At 46.2% G+C, this 23,818-nt stretch carries 21 protein-coding genes; 13 read left to right on the forward strand and 8 right to left on the reverse strand.

What is annotated here, in order from left to right:
• Window positions 1–9 precede the first annotated feature (9 nt).
• Window positions 10–726 (reverse strand): hypothetical protein, encoded by a 717-nt coding sequence (locus tag HQ43_RS03960; protein ID WP_036790001.1) that lies wholly within the window; start codon window positions 724–726, stop codon window positions 10–12.
• A 227-nt stretch (window positions 727–953) separates the two neighbouring features.
• On the opposite strand from HQ43_RS03960, the gene HQ43_RS03965 reads away from it, so the two are divergent.
• Window positions 954–1,727, forward strand: coding sequence for an ion transporter (locus tag HQ43_RS03965; RefSeq protein ID WP_052089953.1), 774 nt, complete (start codon window positions 954–956; stop codon window positions 1,725–1,727).
• A 156-nt stretch (window positions 1,728–1,883) separates the two neighbouring features.
• On the opposite strand, the gene HQ43_RS03970 is transcribed toward HQ43_RS03965, so the two are convergent.
• From HQ43_RS03970 to HQ43_RS03995, 6 genes are all read right to left on the reverse strand, one after another.
• Window positions 1,884–3,047 (reverse strand): sodium ion-translocating decarboxylase subunit beta, encoded by a 1,164-nt coding sequence (locus tag HQ43_RS03970; RefSeq protein ID WP_036790005.1) that lies wholly within the window; start codon window positions 3,045–3,047, stop codon window positions 1,884–1,886.
• Between the two features lie 9 nt (window positions 3,048–3,056).
• A complete protein-coding gene (locus HQ43_RS03975; RefSeq protein ID WP_036790008.1) occupies window positions 3,057–3,527 on the reverse strand; it encodes an acetyl-CoA carboxylase biotin carboxyl carrier protein subunit in 471 nt (156 codons plus the stop codon).
• An 85-nt stretch (window positions 3,528–3,612) separates the two neighbouring features.
• Entirely contained in the window at window positions 3,613–4,506 is an 894-nt protein-coding gene (locus HQ43_RS03980) for an OadG family transporter subunit (RefSeq protein WP_036790190.1), read from the reverse strand.
• Between the two features lie 33 nt (window positions 4,507–4,539).
• Window positions 4,540–6,093, reverse strand: coding sequence for an acyl-CoA carboxylase subunit beta (locus tag HQ43_RS03985; RefSeq protein ID WP_036790011.1), 1,554 nt, complete (start codon window positions 6,091–6,093; stop codon window positions 4,540–4,542).
• 63 nt (window positions 6,094–6,156) lie between these two features.
• Window positions 6,157–6,564, reverse strand: coding sequence for a methylmalonyl-CoA epimerase (gene mce, locus HQ43_RS03990; RefSeq protein WP_036790014.1), 408 nt, complete (start codon window positions 6,562–6,564; stop codon window positions 6,157–6,159).
• Window positions 6,565–6,815: 251 nt separating this feature from the next.
• Window positions 6,816–8,192, reverse strand: a complete 1,377-nt coding sequence (locus tag HQ43_RS03995; protein ID WP_036790017.1) for a tryptophanase — start codon at window positions 8,190–8,192, stop codon at window positions 6,816–6,818.
• Window positions 8,193–9,103: 911 nt separating this feature from the next.
• On the opposite strand from HQ43_RS03995, the gene HQ43_RS04005 reads away from it, so the two are divergent.
• The 11 genes from HQ43_RS04005 (at window position 9,104) to nagB (ending at window position 21,518) form a co-directional block, all read left to right on the forward strand.
• Complete coding sequence (locus tag HQ43_RS04005) at window positions 9,104–11,170, forward strand: gluzincin family metallopeptidase (RefSeq protein ID WP_036790023.1); 2,067 nt, start codon at window positions 9,104–9,106, stop codon at window positions 11,168–11,170.
• 63 nt (window positions 11,171–11,233) lie between these two features.
• Window positions 11,234–11,995, forward strand: coding sequence for a 3-deoxy-manno-octulosonate cytidylyltransferase (gene kdsB / locus HQ43_RS04010; RefSeq protein WP_036790026.1), 762 nt, complete (start codon window positions 11,234–11,236; stop codon window positions 11,993–11,995).
• Window positions 11,965–13,983: a DNA primase gene (dnaG, locus tag HQ43_RS04015; RefSeq protein WP_036790029.1), complete on the forward strand. Its 2,019-nt coding sequence runs from the start codon at window positions 11,965–11,967 to the stop codon at window positions 13,981–13,983. The genes kdsB and dnaG overlap by 31 nt, the downstream gene beginning before the upstream one ends.
• A gap of 23 nt (window positions 13,984–14,006) precedes the next feature.
• The gene (locus HQ43_RS04020) at window positions 14,007–14,948 is read left to right on the forward strand and encodes an ABC transporter ATP-binding protein (protein WP_036790032.1); all 942 of its coding nucleotides are present in this window, start codon (window positions 14,007–14,009) and stop codon (window positions 14,946–14,948) included.
• Complete coding sequence (locus HQ43_RS04025) at window positions 14,945–16,258, forward strand: ABC transporter permease (RefSeq protein WP_036790036.1); 1,314 nt, start codon at window positions 14,945–14,947, stop codon at window positions 16,256–16,258. Before HQ43_RS04020 ends, HQ43_RS04025 begins: the two co-directional genes overlap by 4 nt.
• A gap of 225 nt (window positions 16,259–16,483) precedes the next feature.
• Window positions 16,484–17,227 carry a tRNA threonylcarbamoyladenosine dehydratase gene (locus tag HQ43_RS04030; protein ID WP_036790039.1) on the forward strand — a complete coding sequence of 248 codons (744 nt, stop codon included), beginning with the start codon at window positions 16,484–16,486 and terminating at the stop codon, window positions 17,225–17,227.
• Window positions 17,224–17,886, forward strand: coding sequence for an ABC transporter ATP-binding protein (locus HQ43_RS04035; protein ID WP_036790042.1), 663 nt, complete (start codon window positions 17,224–17,226; stop codon window positions 17,884–17,886). Before HQ43_RS04030 ends, HQ43_RS04035 begins: the two co-directional genes overlap by 4 nt.
• Window positions 17,887–17,898: 12 nt before the next feature.
• On the forward strand, window positions 17,899–18,579 hold the full coding sequence (locus HQ43_RS04040; protein ID WP_052103063.1) for a ComEA family DNA-binding protein: 681 nt from the start codon (window positions 17,899–17,901) through the stop codon (window positions 18,577–18,579).
• Window positions 18,580–18,638: 59 nt separating this feature from the next.
• Entirely contained in the window at window positions 18,639–19,472 is an 834-nt protein-coding gene (lgt, locus tag HQ43_RS04045; RefSeq protein ID WP_036790045.1) for a prolipoprotein diacylglyceryl transferase, read from the forward strand.
• A 21-nt stretch (window positions 19,473–19,493) separates the two neighbouring features.
• Window positions 19,494–20,690, forward strand: coding sequence for an FprA family A-type flavoprotein (locus HQ43_RS04050; RefSeq protein ID WP_036790048.1), 1,197 nt, complete (start codon window positions 19,494–19,496; stop codon window positions 20,688–20,690).
• 36 nt (window positions 20,691–20,726) lie between these two features.
• The gene (nagB, locus tag HQ43_RS04055) at window positions 20,727–21,518 is read left to right on the forward strand and encodes a glucosamine-6-phosphate deaminase (protein ID WP_036790051.1); all 792 of its coding nucleotides are present in this window, start codon (window positions 20,727–20,729) and stop codon (window positions 21,516–21,518) included.
• A 222-nt stretch (window positions 21,519–21,740) separates the two neighbouring features.
• On the opposite strand, the gene HQ43_RS04060 is transcribed toward nagB, so the two are convergent.
• A complete protein-coding gene (locus tag HQ43_RS04060) occupies window positions 21,741–22,259 on the reverse strand; it encodes a hypothetical protein (RefSeq protein ID WP_036790053.1) in 519 nt (172 codons plus the stop codon).
• Between the two features lie 618 nt (window positions 22,260–22,877).
• On the opposite strand from HQ43_RS04060, the gene HQ43_RS04065 reads away from it, so the two are divergent.
• On the forward strand, window positions 22,878–23,795 hold the full coding sequence (locus HQ43_RS04065; RefSeq protein ID WP_152565530.1) for a DUF5694 domain-containing protein: 918 nt from the start codon (window positions 22,878–22,880) through the stop codon (window positions 23,793–23,795).
• Window positions 23,796–23,818 lie beyond the last annotated feature (23 nt).

Below are 23,818 nucleotides of genomic sequence, written 5' to 3' on the forward strand. Positions count from 1 at the left end.
GGTTCTCTCCTATTTTATATGCTCTACACCCAACTCTGTTTCCATGGCTCGCAGCATGGGAAAGAAGAGTCGGCGTCTGAGTCTGTTGTTACACGCCAGATCTTTTTCGATCATGACGAGGCTGAATAGCACGGCATAGCTCAAGTTGTCGTTGAACTCGCCGGATAAGTGCTTGATCATCACTTCCTGAATATCGCTTATCAGCTCTTCGCTCTTATCTGTCGTCTCTTCGGACGGAGTGCCGAGAGTGATACGTTTGATATCCTGTCCGAGTCTCTCGTTAAGAGCCCTGAAGTGGGGGAGAAGCACTTCTGTATCGTGGGCTATCCGTTTTAAGAGCAACTCTTTGAACTCTCCCAAAAATCTTGACAAGAGCTTTAGCGAAGGATTGTCGTTACTGTCGCGCAATAGAGGAGACATATGTACCTCTATATTGGGTATCTGTGCATCAATATAGAAAGCATTTGTCCTTGCAAGGTAGTCCGCCATCATTTGAGGATAGAACGGAGAGAGTCTGACCTTCTTCAGGTATGAGGGGTCTATGTAGCTGTTTGCAATGTGAAGGAAGGACTCTATATCTATTCCTTTTTCTTCGCATACAGCCTTCATACTCTTGTCTCCCAATCCGAGACGTATCCCAAATCGGTTAAGCATGGGAAGCAGTATGACGTGCTGCCTTACCACGTTGCTGAGTACACTGTTTTCTTGTATGAGTATGGTAGTCATCGGTCTGTTTCCGGCATAAAGTGGTACTATATACCATTCCAAAGATAGGAAAAACAAGCAATATTAGGCTATAAACGGGGCTTTTAATGCCCACAAGATGAGTGATACGGCTGTTTTTACTCTTTCCTCTGCCGGTTTAGGCTGCAAGTTCATCGGAGGAAAGGCTTGTTTTTTATCCAAACTTGTAACTTTACATCCGAAATAGATAAAAAACTTTAATAGAGATAATGTCCCCGAATAATGCTAAGCCGTATCAGCCGCAGTCGCTGAGAGAACGACTCTTTATCCTTATAGAAAAAGGAGAGTGTGGCAACAGATGGAGCCATGCCTACGATATTTTTATGGTCATAGCCATAATGGTGAGCATCGTACCCCTTATGTTCATGACGAATTATCCGATATTCCGGCAGATGGAGCTGGTAACCGTCTGCATCTTTATCGTGGACTATGTGCTGCGTTGGAGTACTGCCGATCTTAAACTAAAGAGGGGAGGATGGTCTTTCCTTATCTATCCTTTTACCATCATGGCTATTGTGGATCTTCTCTCCATACTGCCGGCTTTGGCTATATTCTCTCCTGCGTTGAAGGTTTTCAGGCTTTCCCGTCTGGTGCGGATATTCCGGCTGTTTAAGTTTTTCCGATATACGGATAAGCTTGCCATCTTTCTGAATGTGCTGAAAAAGGAGAAGAAAGTGTTGCTGTCCGTGCTGGTGATAGCCCTTTTTTATATCTTCCTTACCGCTCTGGTGATGTTCAACACCGAGCCTTATATCAATCCGAAAACCGGCGAACCGACATTCTCCTCTTTCTTTGATGCTCTCTACTGGGCTACTGTAACCCTTACCACCGTGGGATACGGCGATCTCTGTCCCGTGACGGAAATGGGAAGAGCCATCAGTATGTTGTCTTCTCTGTTTGGTGTGGCTATTATTGCGCTGCCGTCTGGTGTGATAACAGCGAGCTATTTGGACGAGCTTAGAAAAGAGCGGGATTCGGAATGACGTTTTTTGTTTTGCCGATACTTTGGGGCAGAAAGAGGATTGTCGCTTTTCGTAGACAAGTATCTCCCGGGTGTTTTGCTCATTTGCTATAAAATAAAAAGGAGAAGATCTCAAGCGAAATCTTCTCCTTTTATATTATAAATGTCTTTATCCTTTTTAGCTGAGGAAGCCGAGCAGAATACCGGCGGCTACGGCAGAGCCGATGACTCCGGCAACATTGGGTCCCATAGCGTGCATGAGCAGATAGTTGGTGTCGTCATACTCCAATCCGACATGGTTCGATATGCGAGCAGAGTCCGGAACGGCAGATACTCCGGCATTGCCGATGAGAGGGTTTATCTTGTTGTCTCCTTTTAGGAAAAGGTTGAAGAACTTGACAAACAATATCCCTGCACAAGTTGCAAGCATAAAGGAGAATGCTCCAAGCCCAAAGATAAGAACAGACTGTGTGGATAGAAATTGAGATGCTTGCGTTGAAGCACCCACGGTAACACCAAGCAAAATCGTTACAACGTCAATAAGCGGTCCTCTTGCAGTCTCTGCCAGTCTTCTTGTAACACCGCTTTCTTTGAGGAGATTGCCGAAAAACAGCATTCCTAACAAAGGTAGTCCGGAAGGAACAATAAAGGTAGTGAGCAACAAACCAATGATAGGGAAGAGGACTTTCTCCGTATGAGAGACCTGACGTGGAGGCTTCATGCGTATAAGGCGCTCTTTCGATGTCGTGAGCATACGCATGAATGGAGGCTGGATAAGCGGTACCAACGCCATGTAAGAGTAGGCAGACACAGCAATGGCTCCAAGCAGATTCGGAGCTAACTTTGAAGCAAGAAAGATCGCAGTAGGACCATCTGCTCCTCCGATGATACCGATGGCTCCGGCTTGATGCGGTTCAAAACCGAAAGCTAAAGCCAAGGCATATGCTCCGAAAATACCGAACTGAGCCGCCGCTCCAATCAAAATAAGCTTGGGATTGGATATGAGAGCAGAGAAGTCCGTCATTGCCCCGATGCCCAAGAATATAAGAGGAGGATACCACCCCTGTCTAACCCCTTGATAGAGGATATTCAGTACCGAACCCTCTTCGTAGATACCTATCTGTAAACCGGCTTCTTCATTGAATGGAATATTGCCAATGAGCATCCCAAAACCTATCGGGATGAGCAGAAGAGGCTCCCACTCATATTTGATGCCTAAAAAGATGAAAAGCAATCCGAATGACAACATTACAAAATGCTGCCATGTGGCATTCGCAAACCCCGTATTGCTTATAAACATATCGAGGCTGCTGCTAAGCACATCTAAGAATGCTTCAAACATGAGAGCTTATTATGAAATAGTAACGAGGGTATGACCTTCTTGGATGCTTTCGCCTTTAGCCACATTGATAGATGCGACAACACCGTCTCTGTCCGCTTTGATGTCGTTCTCCATCTTCATTGCTTCCAAGACAAGAAGCTTTTGCCCTTTTTTCACAGCATCTCCCACATTGCAGGTAATATCCAATATTACTCCCGGAAGAGGAGATTTAACGGCATGACCTGAGCCTGACGCTGCAGGAGCAGGAGCCGCAGGAGCAGGAGCCGGTTGAGGTGCAGGTGCTGCAACGGGAGCCGGAGCTGCTTTAGGTGTTGGAGCCGGAGCGGAAGCCGGTTGAGGTACAGGCGCTGCTGCTTGCTTGCCTTCCTTAGTTACGGTATATGGTGTGCCATTTACACTAACGGCTACTTCGTTACCTTTAGTCTCTCCAATGGTTACTTCGTATTCCTTACCATTGATAGTGTATTTGTAAGTTTGCATTGTTCTGTATTCTTTGAGTGTAAATTTATTATAGGTCTTTCCTCTATCTGTACGGGCAGATAGACGGACTCTTCCAAGCGTTCTATTATCTTGGGTACTGTCTCATGGTTTGTATTTTAGAACTCCACGGAGAATAGGCTTTCTTAGCCGGAGAGATAGTGATCCGACCGTCTTTTTCATAGCCTGACTCGAAGTGTTCATACATAGCCATCGCAATAGCTGCATAGACAGCGTCGTCCGCTTTTCCCTTACAAGGCGTTGGCTTGATGCCCGCATCCGACATGTCTTTGACATTTCTTCTTCCTTCCTGATTGCGAGTAAAAGATTTCCCCACAGGCTTAAACACAAGGAAGAAGACTATAAGTGCTAAAAATACTACTAACATAGATATTACTATTATTGCGACACCGTAAGGGTCATTGACCTTTAAGTTTTCCACTTTAGTATTGGTGTCCAAAGTGACGTTATTGGTGTCCGGAGTTGTTTTTTTAAGTTCAGACCATCCGGGCTTGCCGTCTACCGTTCTTCCGTAACTGATATCCGCTTTTTGTCCGGCAGGTATCATTATTTCGTCTATAAGAGTTTTGCCATCGGCGTCATAGAGGGCAAGATAGTTCGGTTGATCTGTTTTTAACGTAAAATTAACATGAAATGTCCCTTTTTCCGGAGAGTTATCAGCCCAGAAAAGAGTGTGCTGAAATGGAGCGATCTTTGTTTTTACGTCTCCTCTCGGAATAGGATATTTCTTAGGATTGCTTTGATCATCAGTCAGAAAGCAACCTCCTATGTTTACCGTTCCTGCGGAGTTGTTGTATATTTCTATCCAAGCACTCCTGTTGCCGTAACCGTCAATAAAGTTTGTTTCATTAACTACCAGCACTTCATTCAGACGCAGAGCTTTCACGCTCTGAGCCGATATAGTCAAAGGAAAGATAAAACATAGGAGAAGGAGCGTACTCCTGATGAAAAGTTTATTCATCTTGCAAGAATTCATGTCTGAAGATAGAGTACATTATAGCGGAATGTTGTCGTGTTTCTTCGCCGGGTTGTACACTTTCTTTGTTTGAAGCTGCTTCAATGCTCTTACGATGCGGAAGCGAGTATTTGCAGGCTCGATAACATCGTCGATGTAACCGTAAGATGCAGCATTGTATGGGTTTGCAAATGCATTGCGATACTCTGCTTCTTTTTCTTGTGCAGCCAATGCCGGATCGCTTGCAGCAGCAACTTCTTTCGCAAAGATCACTTCAACAGCTCCCGATGGACCCATTACGGCAATTTCTGCAGAAGGCCAAGCGTAGTTGATGTCACCGCGCAAGTGTTTAGAACTCATTACGATATAAGCACCACCATACGCTTTGCGAAGAATGATTGTAATCTTAGGCACGGTAGCTTCTCCGTAAGCATAAAGAATCTTTGCCCCGTGAGTGATGACGCCGTTGTACTCTTGACCGGTACCCGGAAGGAATCCAGGAACGTCCACAAGCGTAACAAGAGGAATATTGAAAGCATCGCAGAAGCGAACGAAACGAGCACCCTTGCGAGACGCGTTACAGTCCAAACTACCCGCCATCACCTTTGGTTGGTTGGCAATGATACCTACACTCTGACCGCCGAAGCGAGCAAAACCAACGATGATATTCTGTGCGTAGTCTCTGTGTACTTCAAGAAACTCACCATTATCCACGATAGCACCGATCACGTCATACATATCGTATGCACGGTTAGGAGAGTCTGGAATGATGTGATTCAACGCATCTTCCATTCTGTTTACAGGGTCGGTGCATTCGATGGCCGGAGCATCCTCCATGTTGTTTTGCGGCATGAAGCTGAGAAGATGGCGGATAAGATTTAGTCCTTCCTCTTCTGTATCCACTGCGAAGTGTGCCACGCCCGACTTGGTTGTGTGAACATCTGCTCCACCAAGCTCTTCTTGTGTTACATCTTCATACGTTACGGTCTTAACCACTTTAGGACCGGTAAGGAACATATAGCTTGTTCCACGGCACATGATATTGAAGTCGGTAAGAGCCGGAGAGTAAACCGCACCACCGGCACAAGGACCGAAGATGGCAGATATTTGAGGTACCACACCGGAAGCAAGGATATTGCGTTGGAATATCTCTGCATATCCTGCAAGAGCGTTTACGCCTTCTTGGATACGTGCACCGCCTGAGTCGTTAAGACCGATAACGGGAGCACCCATCTTCATAGCCATATCCATCACCTTACAGATCTTAGCGGCAAGCATTTCAGAGAGTGCACCGCCAAATACGGTAAAGTCTTGAGCAAAGATGTAAACCAGTCTGCCGTCTATTGTACCGGAGCCTACCACTACACCATCACCGAGAAACTTTGTTTTATCTATACCAAAGTTCGAGCATCTGTGCTGTACGAACATATCGAACTCCTCGAAGCTTCCTTCATCCAAAAGGAGTGCTATACGTTCGCGAGCAGTATATTTTCCACGAGCATGCTGGCTTTCGATACGTTTTTCACCGCCGCCCAGGCGAGCTGTATTTCTTTTCTCGATAAGCTCTCTTATCTTGTCTAACTGAGTACTCATTCTAAATTTCGTGTTTATTTTGTTTGTCTTTCTGATCTAAAAGTCTTGGCTCTTCGCGGAGTGTTATTCGCAAGAGCAGCAAAGCTCCGTAAGTACGCCTCTTGTACTTTTCGGGTGAAGGAATGCGATGTTTAGACCTTCTGCTCCTTTACGGGCTTTCTTGTCGATAAGCTGAACACCTTTTTCTTCCAAAAGTGGCAGCTCTGCATTCACATCGGCTACAGAGAATGCAATGTGGTGGATACCTTCTCCTTTTTTCTCTATGAACTTCGCAATAGTACTGTCTTCTGAGGTTGGTTCAAGAAGCTCTATCTTGGTTTGTCCTACCTTGAAGAAAGCGGTTTTTACTTTTTGGTCTTCTACTACTTCGATGTTGTAGCACTTTAGACCCAAGACTCCCTCGTAGTATGGAAGAGAATCTTCGATGCTCTTAACGGCAATACCCAAGTGCTCAATGTGAGAAATATTCATAATGAAATGTATAAGTGTTTGTGTATAAATCTTGCTTACATTATTCTATTATGCAAATATAGAACATTATCTTTATTAGGACAATTTTTTAAGAGAGTCCGATTTTATTGGCAAATGTATCACTTTCAAGTCTTCTTCGCTGCTCTCCGTTCGGGGGAATAAAAGTCATTCGGCGAGCCTCACACAGTTTATCAGGTGAGACTCGCCGAATATTTCTTTCCGCTTATAAGTGTTTGATGAGCAGCTTCACGTTATAGCTTTTTAAGTTCTACTGTGAAGTGACGCATCACGGGTTGTTCAAAAGTTATCGCATATCCTTTTGTGATGCTTTCTCTGCGGTCATATACATTTTTCACTGCTGCGGCAATCACATCCATGTGGTTGTTTGTATATGTACGGCGAGGTATTGCAAGACGAAGCAGTTCAAGCTCCGGGTATCTGTTCTCTTTGGTTTCAGGATCCCGGTCTGCAAGGATGGCACCGATCTCCACACCGCGTATTCCGGCTTCCAGATAGAGTTCCACTCCCAATGTTTGGGCTACGAACTCTTCGCGAGGCAGTTGAGGAAGGATCTTTTTGGCATCGAGGAAGATGGCGTGTCCGCCTGCCGGACGTTGATAAGGTATGCCATACTCATCGAGTTTTGCCGCAAGATATTGCACCTGACGTATTCTGGTGTCCAATGTATCGAATTGAGTGCCTTCGTCCAAGCCTACTGCCAAGGCAGCCATATCTCGTCCACTCATACCACCGTAGGTGATATATCCTTCGTTCATAATACAGAACATCTGGCATCTTTTCCATAGCTCTTCGTTCTTGAAAGCCACGAAACCGCCCATGTTTACGATAGCGTCTTTTTTGCTGGACATGGTCATCATGTCTGCATAAGAGAACATTTCGCGCACGATCTCTTTGATGCTCTTGTCCGCATAGCCCTCTTCTCTTGTCTTGATGAAGTAAGCATTTTCTGCAAAGCGTGCAGAGTCCAACAGCAATGGAATATCATACTTGCGGCAGAGGTTGTGTACGTCGCGTATATTCTTCATAGATACGGGCTGACCGCCTGCCGTGTTGTTGGTTACCGTAAGTACCACGCAAGGGATCTTCTCTTTAGGGTTGTTTGCCAACACCTTTTCCAGCTTTTCCAAGTCTACTTCTCCCTTGAACGGAAGCTCAAGCTCTGTCTGTGCAGCCGCTGAGATGGTACAGTCTACGGCATGAGCCTTGCGGTATTCTATATGACCTTTTGTGGTGTCAAAGTGAGAGTTGCCCGGAAGATAGTCGCCCTCTTTTACGATTGTAGAGAAAAGCACGTTCTCTGCTGCGCGTCCCTGGTGAGTAGGTAAGAAGTAAGGGAATCCGAGGATCTTTTCGATAGCTTCTTTCAGCTCGAAATAGCTTTCTGCTCCGGCATAGCTTTCGTCTCCCATCATCATGGCAGACCATTGGCGGTTGCTCATTGCTCCGGTGCCGGAGTCTGTCAGGAGGTCGATAAAAACGTGTTTGCTGCTTAGCTTGAAGAGGTTATACTTCGCCTCCTTGATCCATTGTTCACGCTCTTCACGAGTCGATCTGTGGATCGGCTCAACCATTTTGATGCGGTAAGATTCTGCAAATGGTATTTCCATAACTTTCTTGTGTTATATCGTTAAATATGGTACATAATTCAGTATTCGATTCCATTTCGGGAAGCTCTCTGTTTTCTCCGGTTTGGGTTGTGGTTTTTACCAAATCGGAGAGATCCGTTTCCAAAAATCGGGATAAATTTAGGGATTATTTTTTTGTCATGCAAACTCTGAAATTTTGTTGAAAAATCAAAATTCGCCGACCCTTTCATTTTTATATATTCTATACCGAAAACGCTTCTCTTTTTCCCTCTCTCTATTTTGATCCGACACCTCATTTTTAGAGGGTAGGGGAATAGTTAAAATCACCTCATTTTATTAACACAAATTCCGATACCTGCTAAGCCAAAACGCTAAACGAGCATATTTTGTCGGCTTAACGTGTTTAATTTTTCAATGAACATGTTTAGTGATTTCATTAAACACGTTTACCGGATTCGATTAACGTGTTTAGAATTTTTGCTTACTCTGTTGATAATTAGTGTTTTAATGGTTTTTGCCCTTTAATGTCGGTTTTTGGGGTGATTTTTGCATTAAGATCCATTCACACTCAATCCTTCATATTTTGAAGTTTGTTAACGCGAAAATGGCACCTGAAAGCGACCAAAGGGAGAAAAGTTCTCAAATTCAATAAATTCGTGAATCTGTTGGTTTATAGGTTTTTATCTCTTTTCTTAAGGCGTGGGCGCAATTTGAGGAGAAGATGCCCCGGTCGGAAAAAATGGCTTCATCTCCCTGTTTTTATATAAAAGTGCACTTTGCCGGAGCATCTTTCCCTTATGCCCTTTTTTCTTCTTAATAGTATTCGCTTTGTTCGTTCCCCTAAAACGTTTTATATTTACATGGATATTTTAATCTCTTTTTAGCGAAAGAGATCTCCAAAGAAATAGTAGAACCAATTTAGTTAAGGACCTATGAGACGATTAAATGCAATCTTGCTTGCGACTTTCGCTTTACTGCTTTCTGCTTGTGCCGGACAGAATAAGTGTGGCACGGATAAGTCGGAGGCGGCAACCTCTATCACTATGGAACAGATACAGAAAACGACAGACACCCTAAAGATGTTGCATGGGAAGTCCTCCTTGTTCAGAATAGAGCGTGGAGTCTCTCAAGTGGCAGCTTTGTGGCGTGCCGAAGATGGCACAGCCGAAGAGTTCGAGGCTTTTTGCCGCAAAATGTTTGTGGCGAATGAGGCAGAACTCTCCAAGCTGTACGATACTCTGGAGCGCAACTTTGAAGTTATGATCGGACACTTTCATAAGATAGACTCTCACCTGAAACGCCCTTTGCACGTATCGGGACCTGCCACAACGGAGGTGGATATGCTCTTTGGCTACTACGATGTGTACTCACACCTGGATGACGATATGTTCTCCGGGAAGGTGGCATTCGTTACGGCACTCAACTTCCCATTCTATACGCTCGAAGAGAAGAGCCGTCTGGGAGAGAGCTGGAGCAGGAGAGAGTGGGCTTATGCACGGATGGGAGACCGCTTTATCTCTCGCGTGCCGGCATCCATAAAGCAAGGGCAGTCCAAGGTTCTTACCGAGAACGACACCTATATAGCCGAATACAATATCGTAATGGGCAACCTTGTGGACGAAAACGGGCAGAGACTCTTCCCCGAAGATATGAAGCTCATATCCCATTGGGGGTTGAGAGACGAGCTTAAATCCAACTACGCGAACAAAGAGCAAGGTCTCACCAAACAGCGGATGATCTACCAAGTGATGAAGCGAATAATAGATCAGACCCTGCCTGAAAACGTTGTGGGCAATGAAGAGCTGCTTTGGGAGCCTTACAGCAATAAGATCGTGGATGCTTCCGGAGCCGATGTGGCGGCGAAAAGTTCGGAAGACAGGCGTTATGTGGCACTGCTCAACAATTTTCTTTCCTCAAAAGCTCTGGACCCTTACTTCCCTCACTATCCCACCCAGATAGACAGAGCCATAGATCGGGATATGGAGATTCCGCTGGCTGAGGTCAAATCGCTCTTCATCAGTCTGCTTACATCGCCCCAGGTGAGAGAGGTGGCATCCTTCATTGCAGAGCGACTCGGTCGTCCGTTGGAGCCTTTCGATATTTGGTACGACGGATTCAAACCTCGCGGAACCATGTCCGAAGATGAGCTTACAAAGATCACTTCCAAGCTCTATCCCAATCCGGATGCTCTCAAAGCAGATCTGCCTCATATCCTTGTAAAGCTCGGCTGGACACCGGAAGAGGCTGAACGCATCACGTCACTGATTGTGGTGGATCCTTCGAGAGGTGCCGGACACGCCATGGGCTCTATGATGAGAGGCGATGTAGCCCGACTGCGTACAAGAATAGGGGAGAAAGGGATGGACTACAAAGGGTACAATATTGCCGTACACGAGTTCGGACACAACGTCGAACAGACCATTTCGATGAACGATGTCGACTATTATATGCTCAACGGCGTTCCCAATACCGGCTTTACAGAGGCTCTTGCTTTCTTGTTTCAGCTGAAAGATCTTCAGCTGCTCGGATTGCAGACCATTTCGGAAGAGGATATGTACTATATGGCTCTCGATAAGTTTTGGAGCTGTTACGAGATCATGGGTGTGTCGCTCGTGGACATCGCCGTGTGGGAGTGGATGTATGCCAACCCCGAAGCCTCTCCGGCAGAACTCAAAGAGGCTTTCTTGAGGATCTCCAAAGAGGTTTGGAACAGCTACTATGCCGACATACTCGGAGGAAAAGACGAGACCCTGCTGGGAATTTATTCTCACATGTTGGTCTATCCGCTCTATTTGCCGAACTATTCCGTAGGGCATCTTATCAACTTCCAGATAGAGAAATACATGGGAGATAAGAACTTGGCAAAAGAGGTACAGCGGATGTTCTCTGTGGGACGAATACTTCCGAACCATTGGATGAAGCATGCCGTGGGTGCTCCCATATCTACCGAACCGATCCTGACATCCACTTCGGAAGCCTTGCGTGTCTTGAGAAAATAAATCGGGACACCATAGGCTTTTTCCGCTATCTTTGCAGAGAGATCTTTAAGTATAGCAATGTCGATGAAAACAATAGCAATCATTCCTGCCCGGATAGGCTCTCAACGCCTGCCCCGTAAGCCGTTGAGACTGCTCGGAGAGCTGCCCATAGTGGTACATGTCTACAATCGTGCAAGTCGGTATGCGGATCTTGCCGTTGTCGCAACGGATTCTCAAGAGATTGTGGATGCCGTGGAGGCACACGGCGGAAAAGCCATCATGACCTCTCCGGACCATCAAAGCGGAACGGATCGTTGCCTCGAGGCGTACAGGAAGAGCGGATTTGTGGCGGATGTCATCATCAATGTGCAGGGGGATGAGCCTTTTGTTTCAAAAGAACACTTGGATCTGCTTCGCGGTGCATTTGAAGATGCACGGACGGATATAGCGACACTCTGCATAGATTTGGCTAAAGAGGGGGATGTCTCGGAGCTGGCAAAGAATCCGAATGTGGTGAAAGTGGTTAGGGATCTCTCCGATAATGCACTCTATTTCTCTCGCCTGCCGATTCCGTACTCCCGAAAAGATGAGGGAGGCATACCGGCAGATCTTTCCGGGGTTTACTACAAGCATCTTGGTATGTACGCTTACCGACCGGAAGCATTGGAAAAAGTCTGCGCACTTCCGCGCTCTCCATACGAGTGTATAGAGATGCTGGAGCAGCTCCGTTGGTTACAAAACGGCTTCCGGATAGTATGCAGAGAGACAAACATCCCGACTATCGGAATAGATACAGAGGAGGATCTTGAAACAGCATGGAGGGTGTTGGCGGAAAATATAGGATAGATGCCCGAACAGTAGATGAGGTTCTGGACAGAGCAGAGATAGTAGACGTGGTGAGCGACTTCGTATCTCTGCATCGTCGTGGACAGAATTATATAGGTCTCTGTCCTTTTCATCAAGATCGCAATCCCTCTTTCTACGTTTCTCCTTCCAAGAATATATGCAAGTGTTTCAGCTGTGGAGAGGGCGGTTCTCCTCTCAATTTCATCATGAAACACGAGCAACTCTCGTGGGTCGATGCCATTCGGTACCTTGCCAAAAAGTATGGAATAGAGATTGTGGAGCGCGAACTCTCGGCGGAGGAGCTTGAAGTCCGAAACGAGAGAGAGGCTCTTTTCATGGCAAACAGCTTTGCCCGCGACCTTTTTGTCCGCGAACTGTTTGAAGTGCAAGAGGGTCGCACCATCGGTCTATCCTACTTCAGAGAACGAGGCTTCCATGAAGAGGTCTTGAAAGCGTTTCAGATAGGCTTTTCTCCCGATAAGCAAGGGTATCTCCACTCAGAGGCTATGAAAAAAGGTCTCAAGGAGGAATCTCTTATCAAGGCAGGACTTATAACGAAAGGAGAAGACGGGCGCATCTGGGAACGTTTCCAAGGTCGGATCATATTCCCGATACATACTCTCTCCGGAGGTGTCGTTGGTTTTGGAGGCCGCATCCTCAAACCTTCTCAAAAAGCAGCGAAGTACGTCAACTCTCCCGAAACGGATATTTATAGTAAAGGAGACGAGCTATACGGACTTTTTCAGGCAAAACAGGAGATCGGAAAGCAGGACAAATGCTTCGTCGTGGAGGGTTACATGGATGTTTTGGCACTTCATCAGGCAGGAATAAAGCATGTGGTGGCATCTTCCGGTACGGCTTTGACAGAGTCTCAAGTGCGTAAAATCAAGAGGTTTACTCACAATATAACGCTCTTTTTTGACGGTGATGCTCCGGGACTTAAAGCGGCTCTTCGTGGTATTGATGTGGGATTGGAGCAGGGATTGAACGTTAAGATCCTCACGCTTCCTCCCGAACACGACCCCGATACATTTGTCAAAGAGAAAACACCGGAGGAGTTTTACGCCTATGTCGATGCCAATGAACAGGACTTTGTGAGCTTTAAGAGCGATGTTCTGATGCGAAACAAGGGACAGGACGTACAGGCTCGCGTGCAGATGACGAGCAGTATTCTATCCTCTATCGCACTCATTCCGGATGAGCTGACAAGGGAGTTTTACATCAAAGAAGCCGTTGCTCATACCGGAATATCGGAAGAAGTGGCATTCTCATCCATCAGCGAGAAGAGGAGCGAGAGGCAGAAACATTCCGAGCAATCTCTTTCACGGATAGAACAAGAGGCAGAGACTCCCACAACAGAAGGGCAGACAGAGCGACTTGTGCAGACTCCGGCAAAGGATCACAACCTCAAACCGGGTGAGTTTGCCTTGCTCCATGCTCTGCTCAAAGATATTTTTACGATCCTTGATCCCATCAAGTTTGAGACCGAGTCGGGCGAACTTTACTCTCCGGCAGTATTCGAGCTGGTGGAGGGAGAGCTGTCCGAACTGGAAGACACCGGCTTCTTCTCCGAAGCATTCACGCGTTTCTATCGCCTTCTCTACAAAGAGATGATCCCGAATATGGATAAGGAGCAGATTTACAAGCAGCTTCTCTCTCATCCGGAAGATGGTATCCGTCTGTTGGGTACTCGTATCATCACGGACGAAAGACCTTTGAGTGCCATTCATGGAGGAGAGAAAGATAAGACGGAAGAGGCTCACAAGCTGGTAACAGCTGTCTATAAGCTTATTCTGAACCTGAAGTTCAACTACGTCAGAGAGAAGATAGACCACCTTATGGAGAGCTTGAAGGAGCCAGATGAGGAGAATATCGAACGGCGTACAGAGATTCTGAAAGAGATACAACGCTGGACAGCCATTAGGAACAATATGGCAAACCGATTGGGAGAGCGTGTTCTCATCCCAAACAATATCATACTGAAATAATAATCCACACACATACGAACCAGATGATTTTTATAGAAACAAAAGAGATTGTAAAAGACTTTTCCGCTCATCGTGCATTGGATCATGTCAGCATAGAGGTGCAGCAAGGAAGAGTTTATGGTTTACTTGGTCCCAACGGAGCAGGTAAGACCACTCTTATACGCATACTTAACCGCATTGGTATATCCGATAGCGGAGAAGTGTTGTTTAAGGGAAGAAAAATGGTACAGGAGGATACGCAGAACATCGGATACCTTCCTGAAGAGAGAGGACTCTTCCGCAAGATGAAAGTAGGAGAGCAGGCCATCTATCTGGCAAGACTTAAAGGACTTTCCAGACAGGATGCCGTGAAGAAGCTGACAGAATGGTTCGAGAAGTTTGATATCATGCCTTGGTGGAATCGCAAGGTAGAAGAGCTCTCCAAAGGGATGCAGCAGAAGGTGCAATTCGTTGCCACTGTCCTTCATGAGCCCGAACTGCTCATCTTTGACGAGCCTTTCAGCGGTTTCGACCCCGTCAATGCCAAGCTCCTAAAAGATGAAATCCTCGGTTTCAAAGATAAAGGACACACCATTATATTCTCCACACACAATATGCAGAGCGTGGAAGAGGTGTGCGATGATATGGGACTGATCAATAAGTCTCGCCTTGTACTTCAAGGTTCAGTAAGCGAAATCAAACAGCGTTTCAAGGGATCTAAATATGGTATCAGCTACTACGCCAACAACGGATTTGAGATACCGTCATCTCTTAAGGAGCGTTACGGTGTCAGTATGCATCATAACGAGAGAGCCGGATTTTGGGAAGTGGAGGTGCTGAACCCGAATCAGGCGAGCGTGAACGAGATTATCGCGGACTTTGTTCCACTTGGCGAGCTTGTGAAGTTTGAAGAGATCATTCCGTCCATACAGGACATATTCATAGACACTGTAACCAAAACAGAACCAGTAGCAGTAGAAGCATGAAAAAGTTAGGAGTAATAATATCTCGTGAGTATCGTGAGAAGGTACTCAAGAAGTCGTTCATTATTTTTACGATTCTCACCCCGATCTTCTTTATCGCCATCAGCTTTATCCCGGCGATATTGATGAACACCAAGAGTACAACGGACGAAGAGAAAGTGGTTCTTGTTGCAGACCAGCCCGGAAAGTACTTCTCCCACCTTAAGAACAAGGACGGTTTTCGTTTCATAACCACTTCCAAGAGCTTAGATGAGGAGCGAGCCGAAGGAACAGAGATGTATGCCTATGTGCTCATCTCGGAGGACTTGTTGGAGAATCCCAGAGGGATAAAAATCTTTACGGAAAAGCAGGTTACATCGGAGCTTTCGGATCTTGTTTATGATCAGATCATGCCGGTGCTTCAAGAGGAGAAGATCGCTTCTTTCGATATTCCGAACCTGAAAAACATTATTGATGATACCAAGGTGCGTCTGGATATACAAACCGCAAAGATCGTTGCATCCGGAGAGGACAGTGTTTCTTCTTCTGCCGGTTTGGCATCTGCTTTGGGTATGATAACCAATTTCGTGATGTACTTCTTCATCTTCATGTACGGGATGATGGTATTTGCCTCCGTTCGGGAAGAGAAGAAGAATCGTGTCGTGGAGGTGATCATCTCCTCCGTGCAGCCTTTTGAGCTTCTTATGGGCAAGATTATCGCTGCACTTCTCATAGGTTTCACTCAGCTCTTTATTTGGGCTGTGGTGTTTGTCGGGGGAGTCTTCCTGCTTCAGCTCTTCATGTTCGACACCTTCACTACATCCGTTGCGGAGATGAAGCAGATCTCTGCCGCACAGGAAAGTGTCATGATGGAGGGCTTCATCGAAGAGATTCTTGTGCCGTTGCAGAGCATCAACTTCTCGCTCATCTTCGTGTCATTCATCCTCTACTTCCTTGGAGGTTATCTGATCTATGCCTCTCTTTATGCCGCAGTGGGCTCGGCGATAGACAACGATGAAGACGGACAACAACTGATGATGCCCGTAACGATCATTTCTTTGTTGGCATTTTACTTCGGCTTCTATGCTGCAAATAATCCGGATGCTCCGCTTACTATTTTTGCTTCCATGTTCCCACTCTCTTCTCCGGTGGTGATGATGGTTCGTTTGCCTTTCGAGCCTCCGATGTGGCAGTTGGTACTATCCATTGTAATACTTATTGCTTCGGCTCTCGGTTCTATCTGGTTTGCTTCCAGAATATATCGTGTCGGTATATTGATGTACGGCAAGAAACCGTCCTACAAGACCTTGATGCAGTGGTTGCGCTATAAGTAGTGGGCGAAAAAGTCAAGATGAAACAGAGAGGAGCTTTGTTTGAATACAGATAAGACTTAGCCGATCTCTTTCGCAGACGAATCTGCAAGCCGGAAACGCTTTAGGACTTCCGGTTTGCAGATCTTTGTTTTTCACCTTAGAGAGTAAATATTCGTTTGTAAGTTTGACATACGAAAAAGGAGTCACGATAGCACTCTCTTCTTCGTTTTTCGTATTTTTGTGCCTATGATTGAGAACGTTTACGGATGGCAGGAGCGTACCGAACTCTTGATGGGTACCGAAGCCATGCAGAAGCTTAGAGAGGCTCACGTGCTGGTGGTGGGCGCAGGCGGTGTGGGAGGATACGCTTTGGAGATGTTGGCTCGTGTCGGAGTGGGACACCTCACTATCGTGGATGCCGATGAGGTTCAGGAGAGCAACCGCAACAGACAGATCATTGCCGCCTGCTCGACTGTTGGAAAGGCTAAAGTGGATTTATGGGAAGAGCGCATCAGAGATATTGCCCCGGAGTGTGTTGTTAGGACTCACCGGCTATTCCTGAAAGATGAATTCACCGAAGAGTTGCTGGACGCAGAACCCTACGCTTTCGTCATAGATGCAATAGATACATTGAGCCCAAAGGTCTTTCTGATCGCCTCGCTTCAACGCCGTTCCATGCCGTTCATATCCGCCATGGGCGCCGGCTCGAAGTTCGATCCCACAAAGCTTAGAGTGGGCGACATGAAGAAAGTAGGCGGATGTCCTCTCTCAAGAGTCGTCCGGAAAAGATTGAGAAAGCTCGGCGTCTCGGTCTCTTTCCCCGTTGTCTACTCCGAAGAGCTGTCGGATAAGGAGACGCTTGAAGTAACAGACGGAGAAAACAATAAGAAATCGGTGAACGGAACCGTGGCTTATCTGCCCGCCGTAGCCGGATGTTACGCGGCTTATTATGCCGTAAGTGTGATAACCCAAAAAGAAGAAAACGAATGAGCAAAGCTGTAATATCCGCCCAAGGAATAGAGAAGAGCTTCGGTCCGCTACATATACTGAAAGGTCTCTCGATAGAGGTGTACGAACGAGAGATAGTAGCCGTCGTGGGAGCAAGTGGCACCGGGAAGACGACCCTGCTGCAGATATTGGGGACGCTGGACAGTCCGGACGGAGGATCTGTCCGGATCAACGGCACGGACGTAGTAACGCTTAAAGGAGACGAGCAGGCAAGATTTCGCAACAAACACATTGGCTTCGTGTTTCAGTTTCATCAGATCCTGCCGGAGCTTACCGCTCTCGAAAATGTCGCAATACCCGCTCTCATCGCAGGGGTGTCCAAGAAAGATGCCTACGCCAAAGCGGAAGAGCTGCTCCGTTATCTCAATATGGGAGAGAGGCTTCATCACAAACCGGCAGCACTAAGTGGCGGAGAAAAGCAACGCGTGGCCGTGGGTCGCGCTCTTATCAATAACCCTACGGTGATCCTTGCAGACGAGCCGTCGGGAGCATTGGATAAGGCACACAAAGAGGAGCTGCACAGTCTGTTCCTGAAGCTTAGAGAGGAAAAAGGTCTCACTTTCGTCATCGTAACTCATGACGATGCGCTGACCAAGATAGCCGATCGTACCGTCAGACTTGCGGACGGGATCTGTCAATAAAAGCCGCTTCCCATGGGTAAGAAAAGACCTGCTTGGTTTTATCTCAAACGTTCGGATGTAATCGCCATCATCGTTCTTCTCCTTTTTGTCGCTCTCTTTGCCGGGTATCTGCTCTATTCCGATCCGTCCGAAACATCCCACGGAGCTATCGTGGCACAAGAAAGTCCGGAGATTTTGAACGATACCGTCCCGAATATTCCTGCCACTTTCGGAGAAACAAGAGATACGGTCTCTCGCACAAAGCATTATCCCGGACCTCCGAAACGTGAGCAGCTCCCGGAGAAGATGAAAAAAGGAGAGAAGATAGACCTCAACAGTGCCGACTCTGTCCTACTCGTCCGTGTGCCCGGCATCGGTCCCTCTTTTGCCAAAAGGATTGTGAAGTATAGGGAGCTGCTTTGGGGCTATTATTATTGTACGGAACAGCTTCAGGAGGTCTATGGAATGGATAGAGAGCGATACAGCCGGATAAAGCCCTACTTCTATGTAAAAGAGCTTCCGATGCCTGTCAGGATCTCATCTTTTGAAGGTGGAGAGCTGCGCAGACATCCTTATGTCTCATTCCGTCAGGCGTCCGCTCTCAAGCGTATTCTCACCAAAGGAGATCTCCCCACGTGGAAAGGATTGTACGAGACCTCGCTCTTCTCTGTGGATGATAGCCTTAGATTGTCGCCTTATATCATATTAGAGTAAGGGCGTCTCGTATATTATGACTAAATTTGCAATGTCTAAAATTATAATGAAGTAACTATATGTTGGCATACATAACATGGGAAGCAGATCCTATCATCCTTACTCTGGGAAGAGTTCGGTTGAGTTGGTATGGTCTGTTGTTCGCTGTCGGACTTTTGGTTTTCGGGTACTACATCCTCGATAAGATGTGGAAAAGAGAGCAGTTACCTGAGAAATGGTTTACCTATCTTGTTATTTATACCGTTCTCGGAACATTTATCGGTGCACGGTTGGGACACGTTCTCTTCTACAATCCATCCTACTATCTGGCAAATCCGATAGAGATTCTCAAGACATGGGAAGGAGGTTTGGCAAGTCACGGAGGCGTGCTCGGTATCATCATTGCCATCTATTTTTATAGTAAGAAAGTGAGTCATAAGAGTATGCTCTGGGTGTTCGACCGTCTTGCCGTACCGAGCGGATTGGTTGCGGCAATGATACGTACCGGAAACCTTATGAACCATGAGATATACGGCAGACCTACGGATCTTCCTTGGGGATTTCGCTTTATCACCAATCTTTACGGTGGTGAGATCTACGGCGGAGAGCCTATATTCTCTCTTCCGTCTCACCCTACGCAGATCTATGAAGCTCTTGCTTATCTTATCATATTCGCGATATGTATGTATCTCTACTGGAAACGCGATGCGTATAAAAAGACCGGTCTCATCTTCGGAGTGTTTATGACCCTTCTCTTTACTGCTCGTTTCTTCATAGAGTTTTTGAAGAATCCTCAGGAAGATTTCGAGGTAGATATGCTCCTGAATATGGGGCAGCTGCTCAGTATTCCTTTTATCATTGTGGGGATTGCTTCCATAGTGTACAGCCAAAAGGCAAAACAGAATAATATTTAACACTAAAAACTACGATACAAAATGTATTACATTCCAAAGGTAAACGACTCTACCTACTATCTTGGCGTAAACGACAGAACAAAACATCTCTTTGAAAACCTGTGGCCTCTGCCTGCCGGTGTGGCGTACAACTCTTATCTGATCAAAGACGAAAAGAATGTACTCATAGACACCGTTGATATTTGCTATGCAGACAGATTCCTTAACAATCTTGAGAGAATACTTGGTGATGAACCGCTTCACTATCTGATCGTGGATCACATGGAGCCGGATCACTCAGGTTCTATCCGTGTTCTTAAACACAAGTATCCCGATATTCAGTTTGTGGTGAATAAGAAAAGTGCCGATATGCTTAAGGGCTACTTCGACATCACGGACAATGTCGTGATCGTTGACGAAAGCACTAAGCTCAACATCGGATCCCGCGAACTCCAATTCATCTTTGCTCCCATGGTGCACTGGCCAGAAGTGATGTTCACTTACGATGCTAAGGAAAAGGTGCTCTTTTCTGCCGATGCGTTCGGATCTTTCGGTACGTTGGACGGCGGTATTTTCGATGAAGAGGTAGATCGTACAGCGTTCTACAACGAAGTGTATCGCTACTATTCCAACATCGTGGGCAAGTATGGCTCGTTTACACAAAAAGCGATAGCCAAGTGTGCCGGTCTTGAAATCGGAACCATTTGTGCCACTCACGGACCTGTTTGGAGAAAGTATGCCGGAGAGATCATTGCTCTTTACGACAAGCTCAGCAAGGATGAGTGGGAAGTGGGAGCCACCATTATCTACGGTTCCATGTACGGACACACCGAAGAGGTGGCGGAAGTGATCGGACGTTCATTGGCTCATCACGGCGTGAAGAATGTGGTACTCTGCAACGCATCCACGATGCACCCCTCTTATGTCCTCTCCAATGTCTTCCGTTATAAGGCTGTGGTACTTGGTTGCCCAACGTACAACAACGGACTTTATCCTGTGGTAGAGACAGCGATGAACATGATCGAGAGCCGTGGTGTCAAGGGTAAGCTTTTTGCCTGCTTTGGTTCTTACACATGGAATGGTGCTGCCGTGAAGAATCTCAAACCCTTTGCCGAAACCATGAAATGGGAGACACTCGAAGAGAACAGCGTGGAGATCCAGATGGAGATGAAGGATGCAGACATCGCCGCAGCATGGGATCTCGGAAAGCGTCTGGCAGAACAGCTGTTGAAAGACTAAGATACAGAAGTATATTCCATACAACACAAAAGATTTATGAGACTTATTATCCAACCCGACTATGATCGGATGTCGCTATGGGCAGCAGAGTACGTTGCAAAACGTATTGCCGATGCTGCTCCTACCGCAGACCGACCATTTGTATTGGGACTGCCTACCGGCTCTACGCCGATGGGATTGTACAAGAACCTTATCCGCCTTCACAAGGAGGGTAAGGTCTCTTTCCGCAACGTTGTAACGTTCAACATGGACGAGTACATCGGGCTGCCGCAAGACCATGAACAGAGCTACCACACCTTTATGTGGACCAACTTCTTCTCCCATATAGACATCCCGAAAGAGAATGTCAATATCCTCAACGGCAATGCCTACGATATACAAGCCGAGTGTGAGGCATACGAGGCAAAGATGAAGCAGGTTGGCGGAGTTGATATATTCCTTGGCGGTATAGGTCCGGACGGACACATCGCATTCAACGAGCCGGGATCTTCGCTTGCCTCACGCACAAGAGTGAAGACGCTGACATCGGATACGATAGCAGCAAACTCCCGTTTCTTCGGCGGCGATATATCTAAAGTACCTGCCACAGCAGTAACAGTGGGTGTGGGTACCGTGATGGACGCCAAAGAGGTTATCATTCTGGTCAATGGCTTAGGCAAGGCACGTGCGCTCTACCATGCGGTGGAGGGAAGCATCAATCAGATGTGGACCATCTCCGCACTGCAGATGCACCCGAAAGGCATCATTGTCTGCGATGAAGATGCTACGGCAGAGCTGAAAGTGGGAACCTATAAGTATTTCAAAGACATCGAGCGTGCAAACCTCTAAGAGGCTTTGAAGAGAGTTCGGTAATGAGATAAAGGAGGCTTGAATAACATCGGTTCAGCGAGAAAAGATTAAGAGCATACCTTTATCCATAAAGCAAAAAAATCACTACTAAAAGGGTTGTAACACCTGTTAGTAGTGATTTTTTTTGTTTTCAGACGGTAAACAGTCCCGTTTGAAAGTGTGCTTTCGCACTTACCTGTATGATGATAATATCAATTGGTTCTACTTCTCTTTTTGAGAGACCGGGTTCAAAGTCAATACCCTAAGTACCTCGGCATCCTTATTGATGTTTTCCAGATGTAGCTTGTTTTTTGTCCACTCTTTCTTTACAAATACAAACTCCTGCCATTTTTTGAGCCAAGGTTCTTTGTCAATATCGACATAAGTAACAATGCTCAAGGCATCATTTTGGAATCTATACGTTCCCTTTCTTTCCCAAGTAAGCCCTTTTTTGTAGGTAATATAAACAACACCCTCCTCTACATTACCACCGGACTTTCCCTCATTTTCATTTTTTATCGTTGCCTTAGGGTTGAGCTTGGTCAAGTCTCCCGACATAAAAACAAGGGTAACATCTCCGGAACCATCTTCGTGTGTGGCTGTGCCTTGCCATACATGATTTCTTAGAAGAGGTTGTCCGCAATCGGGCACTTGGTTATTTATATCACACGAAACAAAAAGGATCGGCAAGATAGCCGAAACGACCAAAGAAAAAAGTTTAGTAAGTTTTGTTGCATTCATAGCTGTTGGCTTTTTAGAATTTAGTATTGAAAAATAAAAGTTTACGGTCATAAATATAATAATTATTCTCAGAACAAACTCGCCCCGATCCATAAATCTTGCTCCGGACTTTTCGGCTGTGAACGTAGTGCTGTTGCGAAACAGATGGGGTTTTAATGGATCGTGTCGAGGTAAGAGCGTCAGGCTTACTCCCTTGTAATCAGATAGAACCGATATGCCGGGCGGTATCGGTACGGATGATCTGCTTTTTGCAGGTAGAGCAAAATGTGAACCTGTTTACAAGAGAGATTTAATGTGTTTATTTTTGCTTCCGAACAGATTAAAAACTCCAAATCGAGCTTTATTCTCCGCAAATCAAGGCTTGTTCCCTGTAAATCGAGGCTTGGTTTGTAAGATTCAAGATTTGATTTCTGCCATTCGAGCCTTGAAGTCTCATTCTGTTCACTTTCAAAGCAGTTTTTAATGCCTTATAAAAGAGATTTTGAAAGTGAATATAGAAAGATCTTTGCGCCATGCCTCACGCTTCGGTATCTGTTTTTTTGTAACTTTAGGCGCGTTAAACCTTGATGAACAGAGTATTTCTCTTTCGTCTTTGTAAGAATGATACAGGAATAAGATATGAAAAAATACATTGGGTTACTGCTATTCTTTGCCCTTTCGATGAGCATGGCGAGTCAGGAGAAAGAGGTTCTGATCATGGGAACGATGCACTCCGTACCTGCCATTGTAAAGAACAGCTACAAGCCTCTGCTACGCTATGCCATGAAGTATAAGCCGGAAGCGGTTTATGTGGAGTTTATCTGCCCGAACGATACCGTTAGTCTGCAATTTTTTACACCCCGATTTCTCCACATATCGGACTCTCTCAGAGCCGTAAAGAGCATGGACGAGAGCCGATTTGAAGAGCTTCGCACCCTGCCATTGGCAGAGCTGACGGAGGAGGATTTCGGGTTCCTTTCCGAAGCATATCTTATCAAGAGAGACCGGGTAAACCATCTCTACTACAACTATCTGCGAAAGTATGGCGTGAAAGGAGCGGATAAAGCGTTTGGAAATGAGAATGAGGATCTCTCCTTCAAGCTCGCAACTGCAATGAATATCAGGGAACTCTACTGCATGGACGACCAGCAGACCACGGATAAGTACTACAAGGCATGGTCTCAAACCCGTAAGGCAGGGGAGAAGAATGGAGACAACAGAGAGGGGGATCGGTTGATAAAGAGAGACTACAACCGCTCTATCCTTCCGGCTCTATTGGGTCGTCTCGGCAAGTATACCAATAGTCCGGCTTCTCTGTATCGGAAACATCTTGTCAATTCGTTCCGATACGTGAAGTCTTCCACCCCGTACAGCGAAGAGGCTGCAAAGTATTGGGACGAAAGGAACAGCCGTATGGCAAAAAATATTGCTTCTCAAGTAAGAGACAATTCTCACCTGAGAAGCATTGTTATAGTAGGTGCAGGGCACGTTGTGGGGCTGAAAGAGGCTCTCGAAAAATGCTATCCGGAGCTGAAAGTGAGGTTAATGTACCACTAACCTTTTCGCTCGTCCCTATCTGC

Origin of the sequence: Porphyromonas canoris (assembly GCF_000769115.1) — a bacterium.
Taxonomy (GTDB): domain Bacteria; phylum Bacteroidota; class Bacteroidia; order Bacteroidales; family Porphyromonadaceae; genus Porphyromonas_A; species Porphyromonas_A canoris.

What these genes read in the sequence shown, in the direction of transcription:
- HQ43_RS03995 (WP_036790017.1), bottom strand. Translation starts at nt 8,192, where the DNA reads ATGGAAATACCATTTGCAGAATCTTACCGCATCAAAATGGTTGAGCCG.
- HQ43_RS04065 (WP_152565530.1), top strand. Translation starts at nt 22,878, where the DNA reads ATGAAAAAATACATTGGGTTACTGCTATTCTTTGCCCTTTCGATGAGC.
- HQ43_RS04040 (WP_052103063.1), top strand. Translation starts at nt 17,899, where the DNA reads ATGGGTAAGAAAAGACCTGCTTGGTTTTATCTCAAACGTTCGGATGTA.
- HQ43_RS04060 (WP_036790053.1), bottom strand. Translation starts at nt 22,259, where the DNA reads ATGAATGCAACAAAACTTACTAAACTTTTTTCTTTGGTCGTTTCGGCT.
- HQ43_RS04005 (WP_036790023.1), top strand. Translation starts at nt 9,104, where the DNA reads ATGAGACGATTAAATGCAATCTTGCTTGCGACTTTCGCTTTACTGCTT.
- HQ43_RS03970 (WP_036790005.1), bottom strand. Translation starts at nt 3,047, where the DNA reads ATGTTTGAAGCATTCTTAGATGTGCTTAGCAGCAGCCTCGATATGTTT.
- HQ43_RS04020 (WP_036790032.1), top strand. Translation starts at nt 14,007, where the DNA reads ATGATTTTTATAGAAACAAAAGAGATTGTAAAAGACTTTTCCGCTCAT.
- HQ43_RS04050 (WP_036790048.1), top strand. Translation starts at nt 19,494, where the DNA reads ATGTATTACATTCCAAAGGTAAACGACTCTACCTACTATCTTGGCGTA.
- mce (WP_036790014.1), bottom strand. Translation starts at nt 6,564, where the DNA reads ATGAATATTTCTCACATTGAGCACTTGGGTATTGCCGTTAAGAGCATC.
- HQ43_RS03975 (WP_036790008.1), bottom strand. Translation starts at nt 3,527, where the DNA reads ATGCAAACTTACAAATACACTATCAATGGTAAGGAATACGAAGTAACC.
- HQ43_RS04030 (WP_036790039.1), top strand. Translation starts at nt 16,484, where the DNA reads ATGATTGAGAACGTTTACGGATGGCAGGAGCGTACCGAACTCTTGATG.
- kdsB (WP_036790026.1), top strand. Translation starts at nt 11,234, where the DNA reads ATGAAAACAATAGCAATCATTCCTGCCCGGATAGGCTCTCAACGCCTG.
- HQ43_RS03960 (WP_036790001.1), bottom strand. Translation starts at nt 726, where the DNA reads ATGACTACCATACTCATACAAGAAAACAGTGTACTCAGCAACGTGGTA.
- HQ43_RS04025 (WP_036790036.1), top strand. Translation starts at nt 14,945, where the DNA reads ATGAAAAAGTTAGGAGTAATAATATCTCGTGAGTATCGTGAGAAGGTA.
- HQ43_RS03985 (WP_036790011.1), bottom strand. Translation starts at nt 6,093, where the DNA reads ATGAGTACTCAGTTAGACAAGATAAGAGAGCTTATCGAGAAAAGAAAT.
- dnaG (WP_036790029.1), top strand. Translation starts at nt 11,965, where the DNA reads ATGGAGGGTGTTGGCGGAAAATATAGGATAGATGCCCGAACAGTAGAT.
- lgt (WP_036790045.1), top strand. Translation starts at nt 18,639, where the DNA reads ATGTTGGCATACATAACATGGGAAGCAGATCCTATCATCCTTACTCTG.
- HQ43_RS03965 (WP_052089953.1), top strand. Translation starts at nt 954, where the DNA reads ATGTCCCCGAATAATGCTAAGCCGTATCAGCCGCAGTCGCTGAGAGAA.
- HQ43_RS03980 (WP_036790190.1), bottom strand. Translation starts at nt 4,506, where the DNA reads ATGAATAAACTTTTCATCAGGAGTACGCTCCTTCTCCTATGTTTTATC.
- nagB (WP_036790051.1), top strand. Translation starts at nt 20,727, where the DNA reads ATGAGACTTATTATCCAACCCGACTATGATCGGATGTCGCTATGGGCA.
- HQ43_RS04035 (WP_036790042.1), top strand. Translation starts at nt 17,224, where the DNA reads ATGAGCAAAGCTGTAATATCCGCCCAAGGAATAGAGAAGAGCTTCGGT.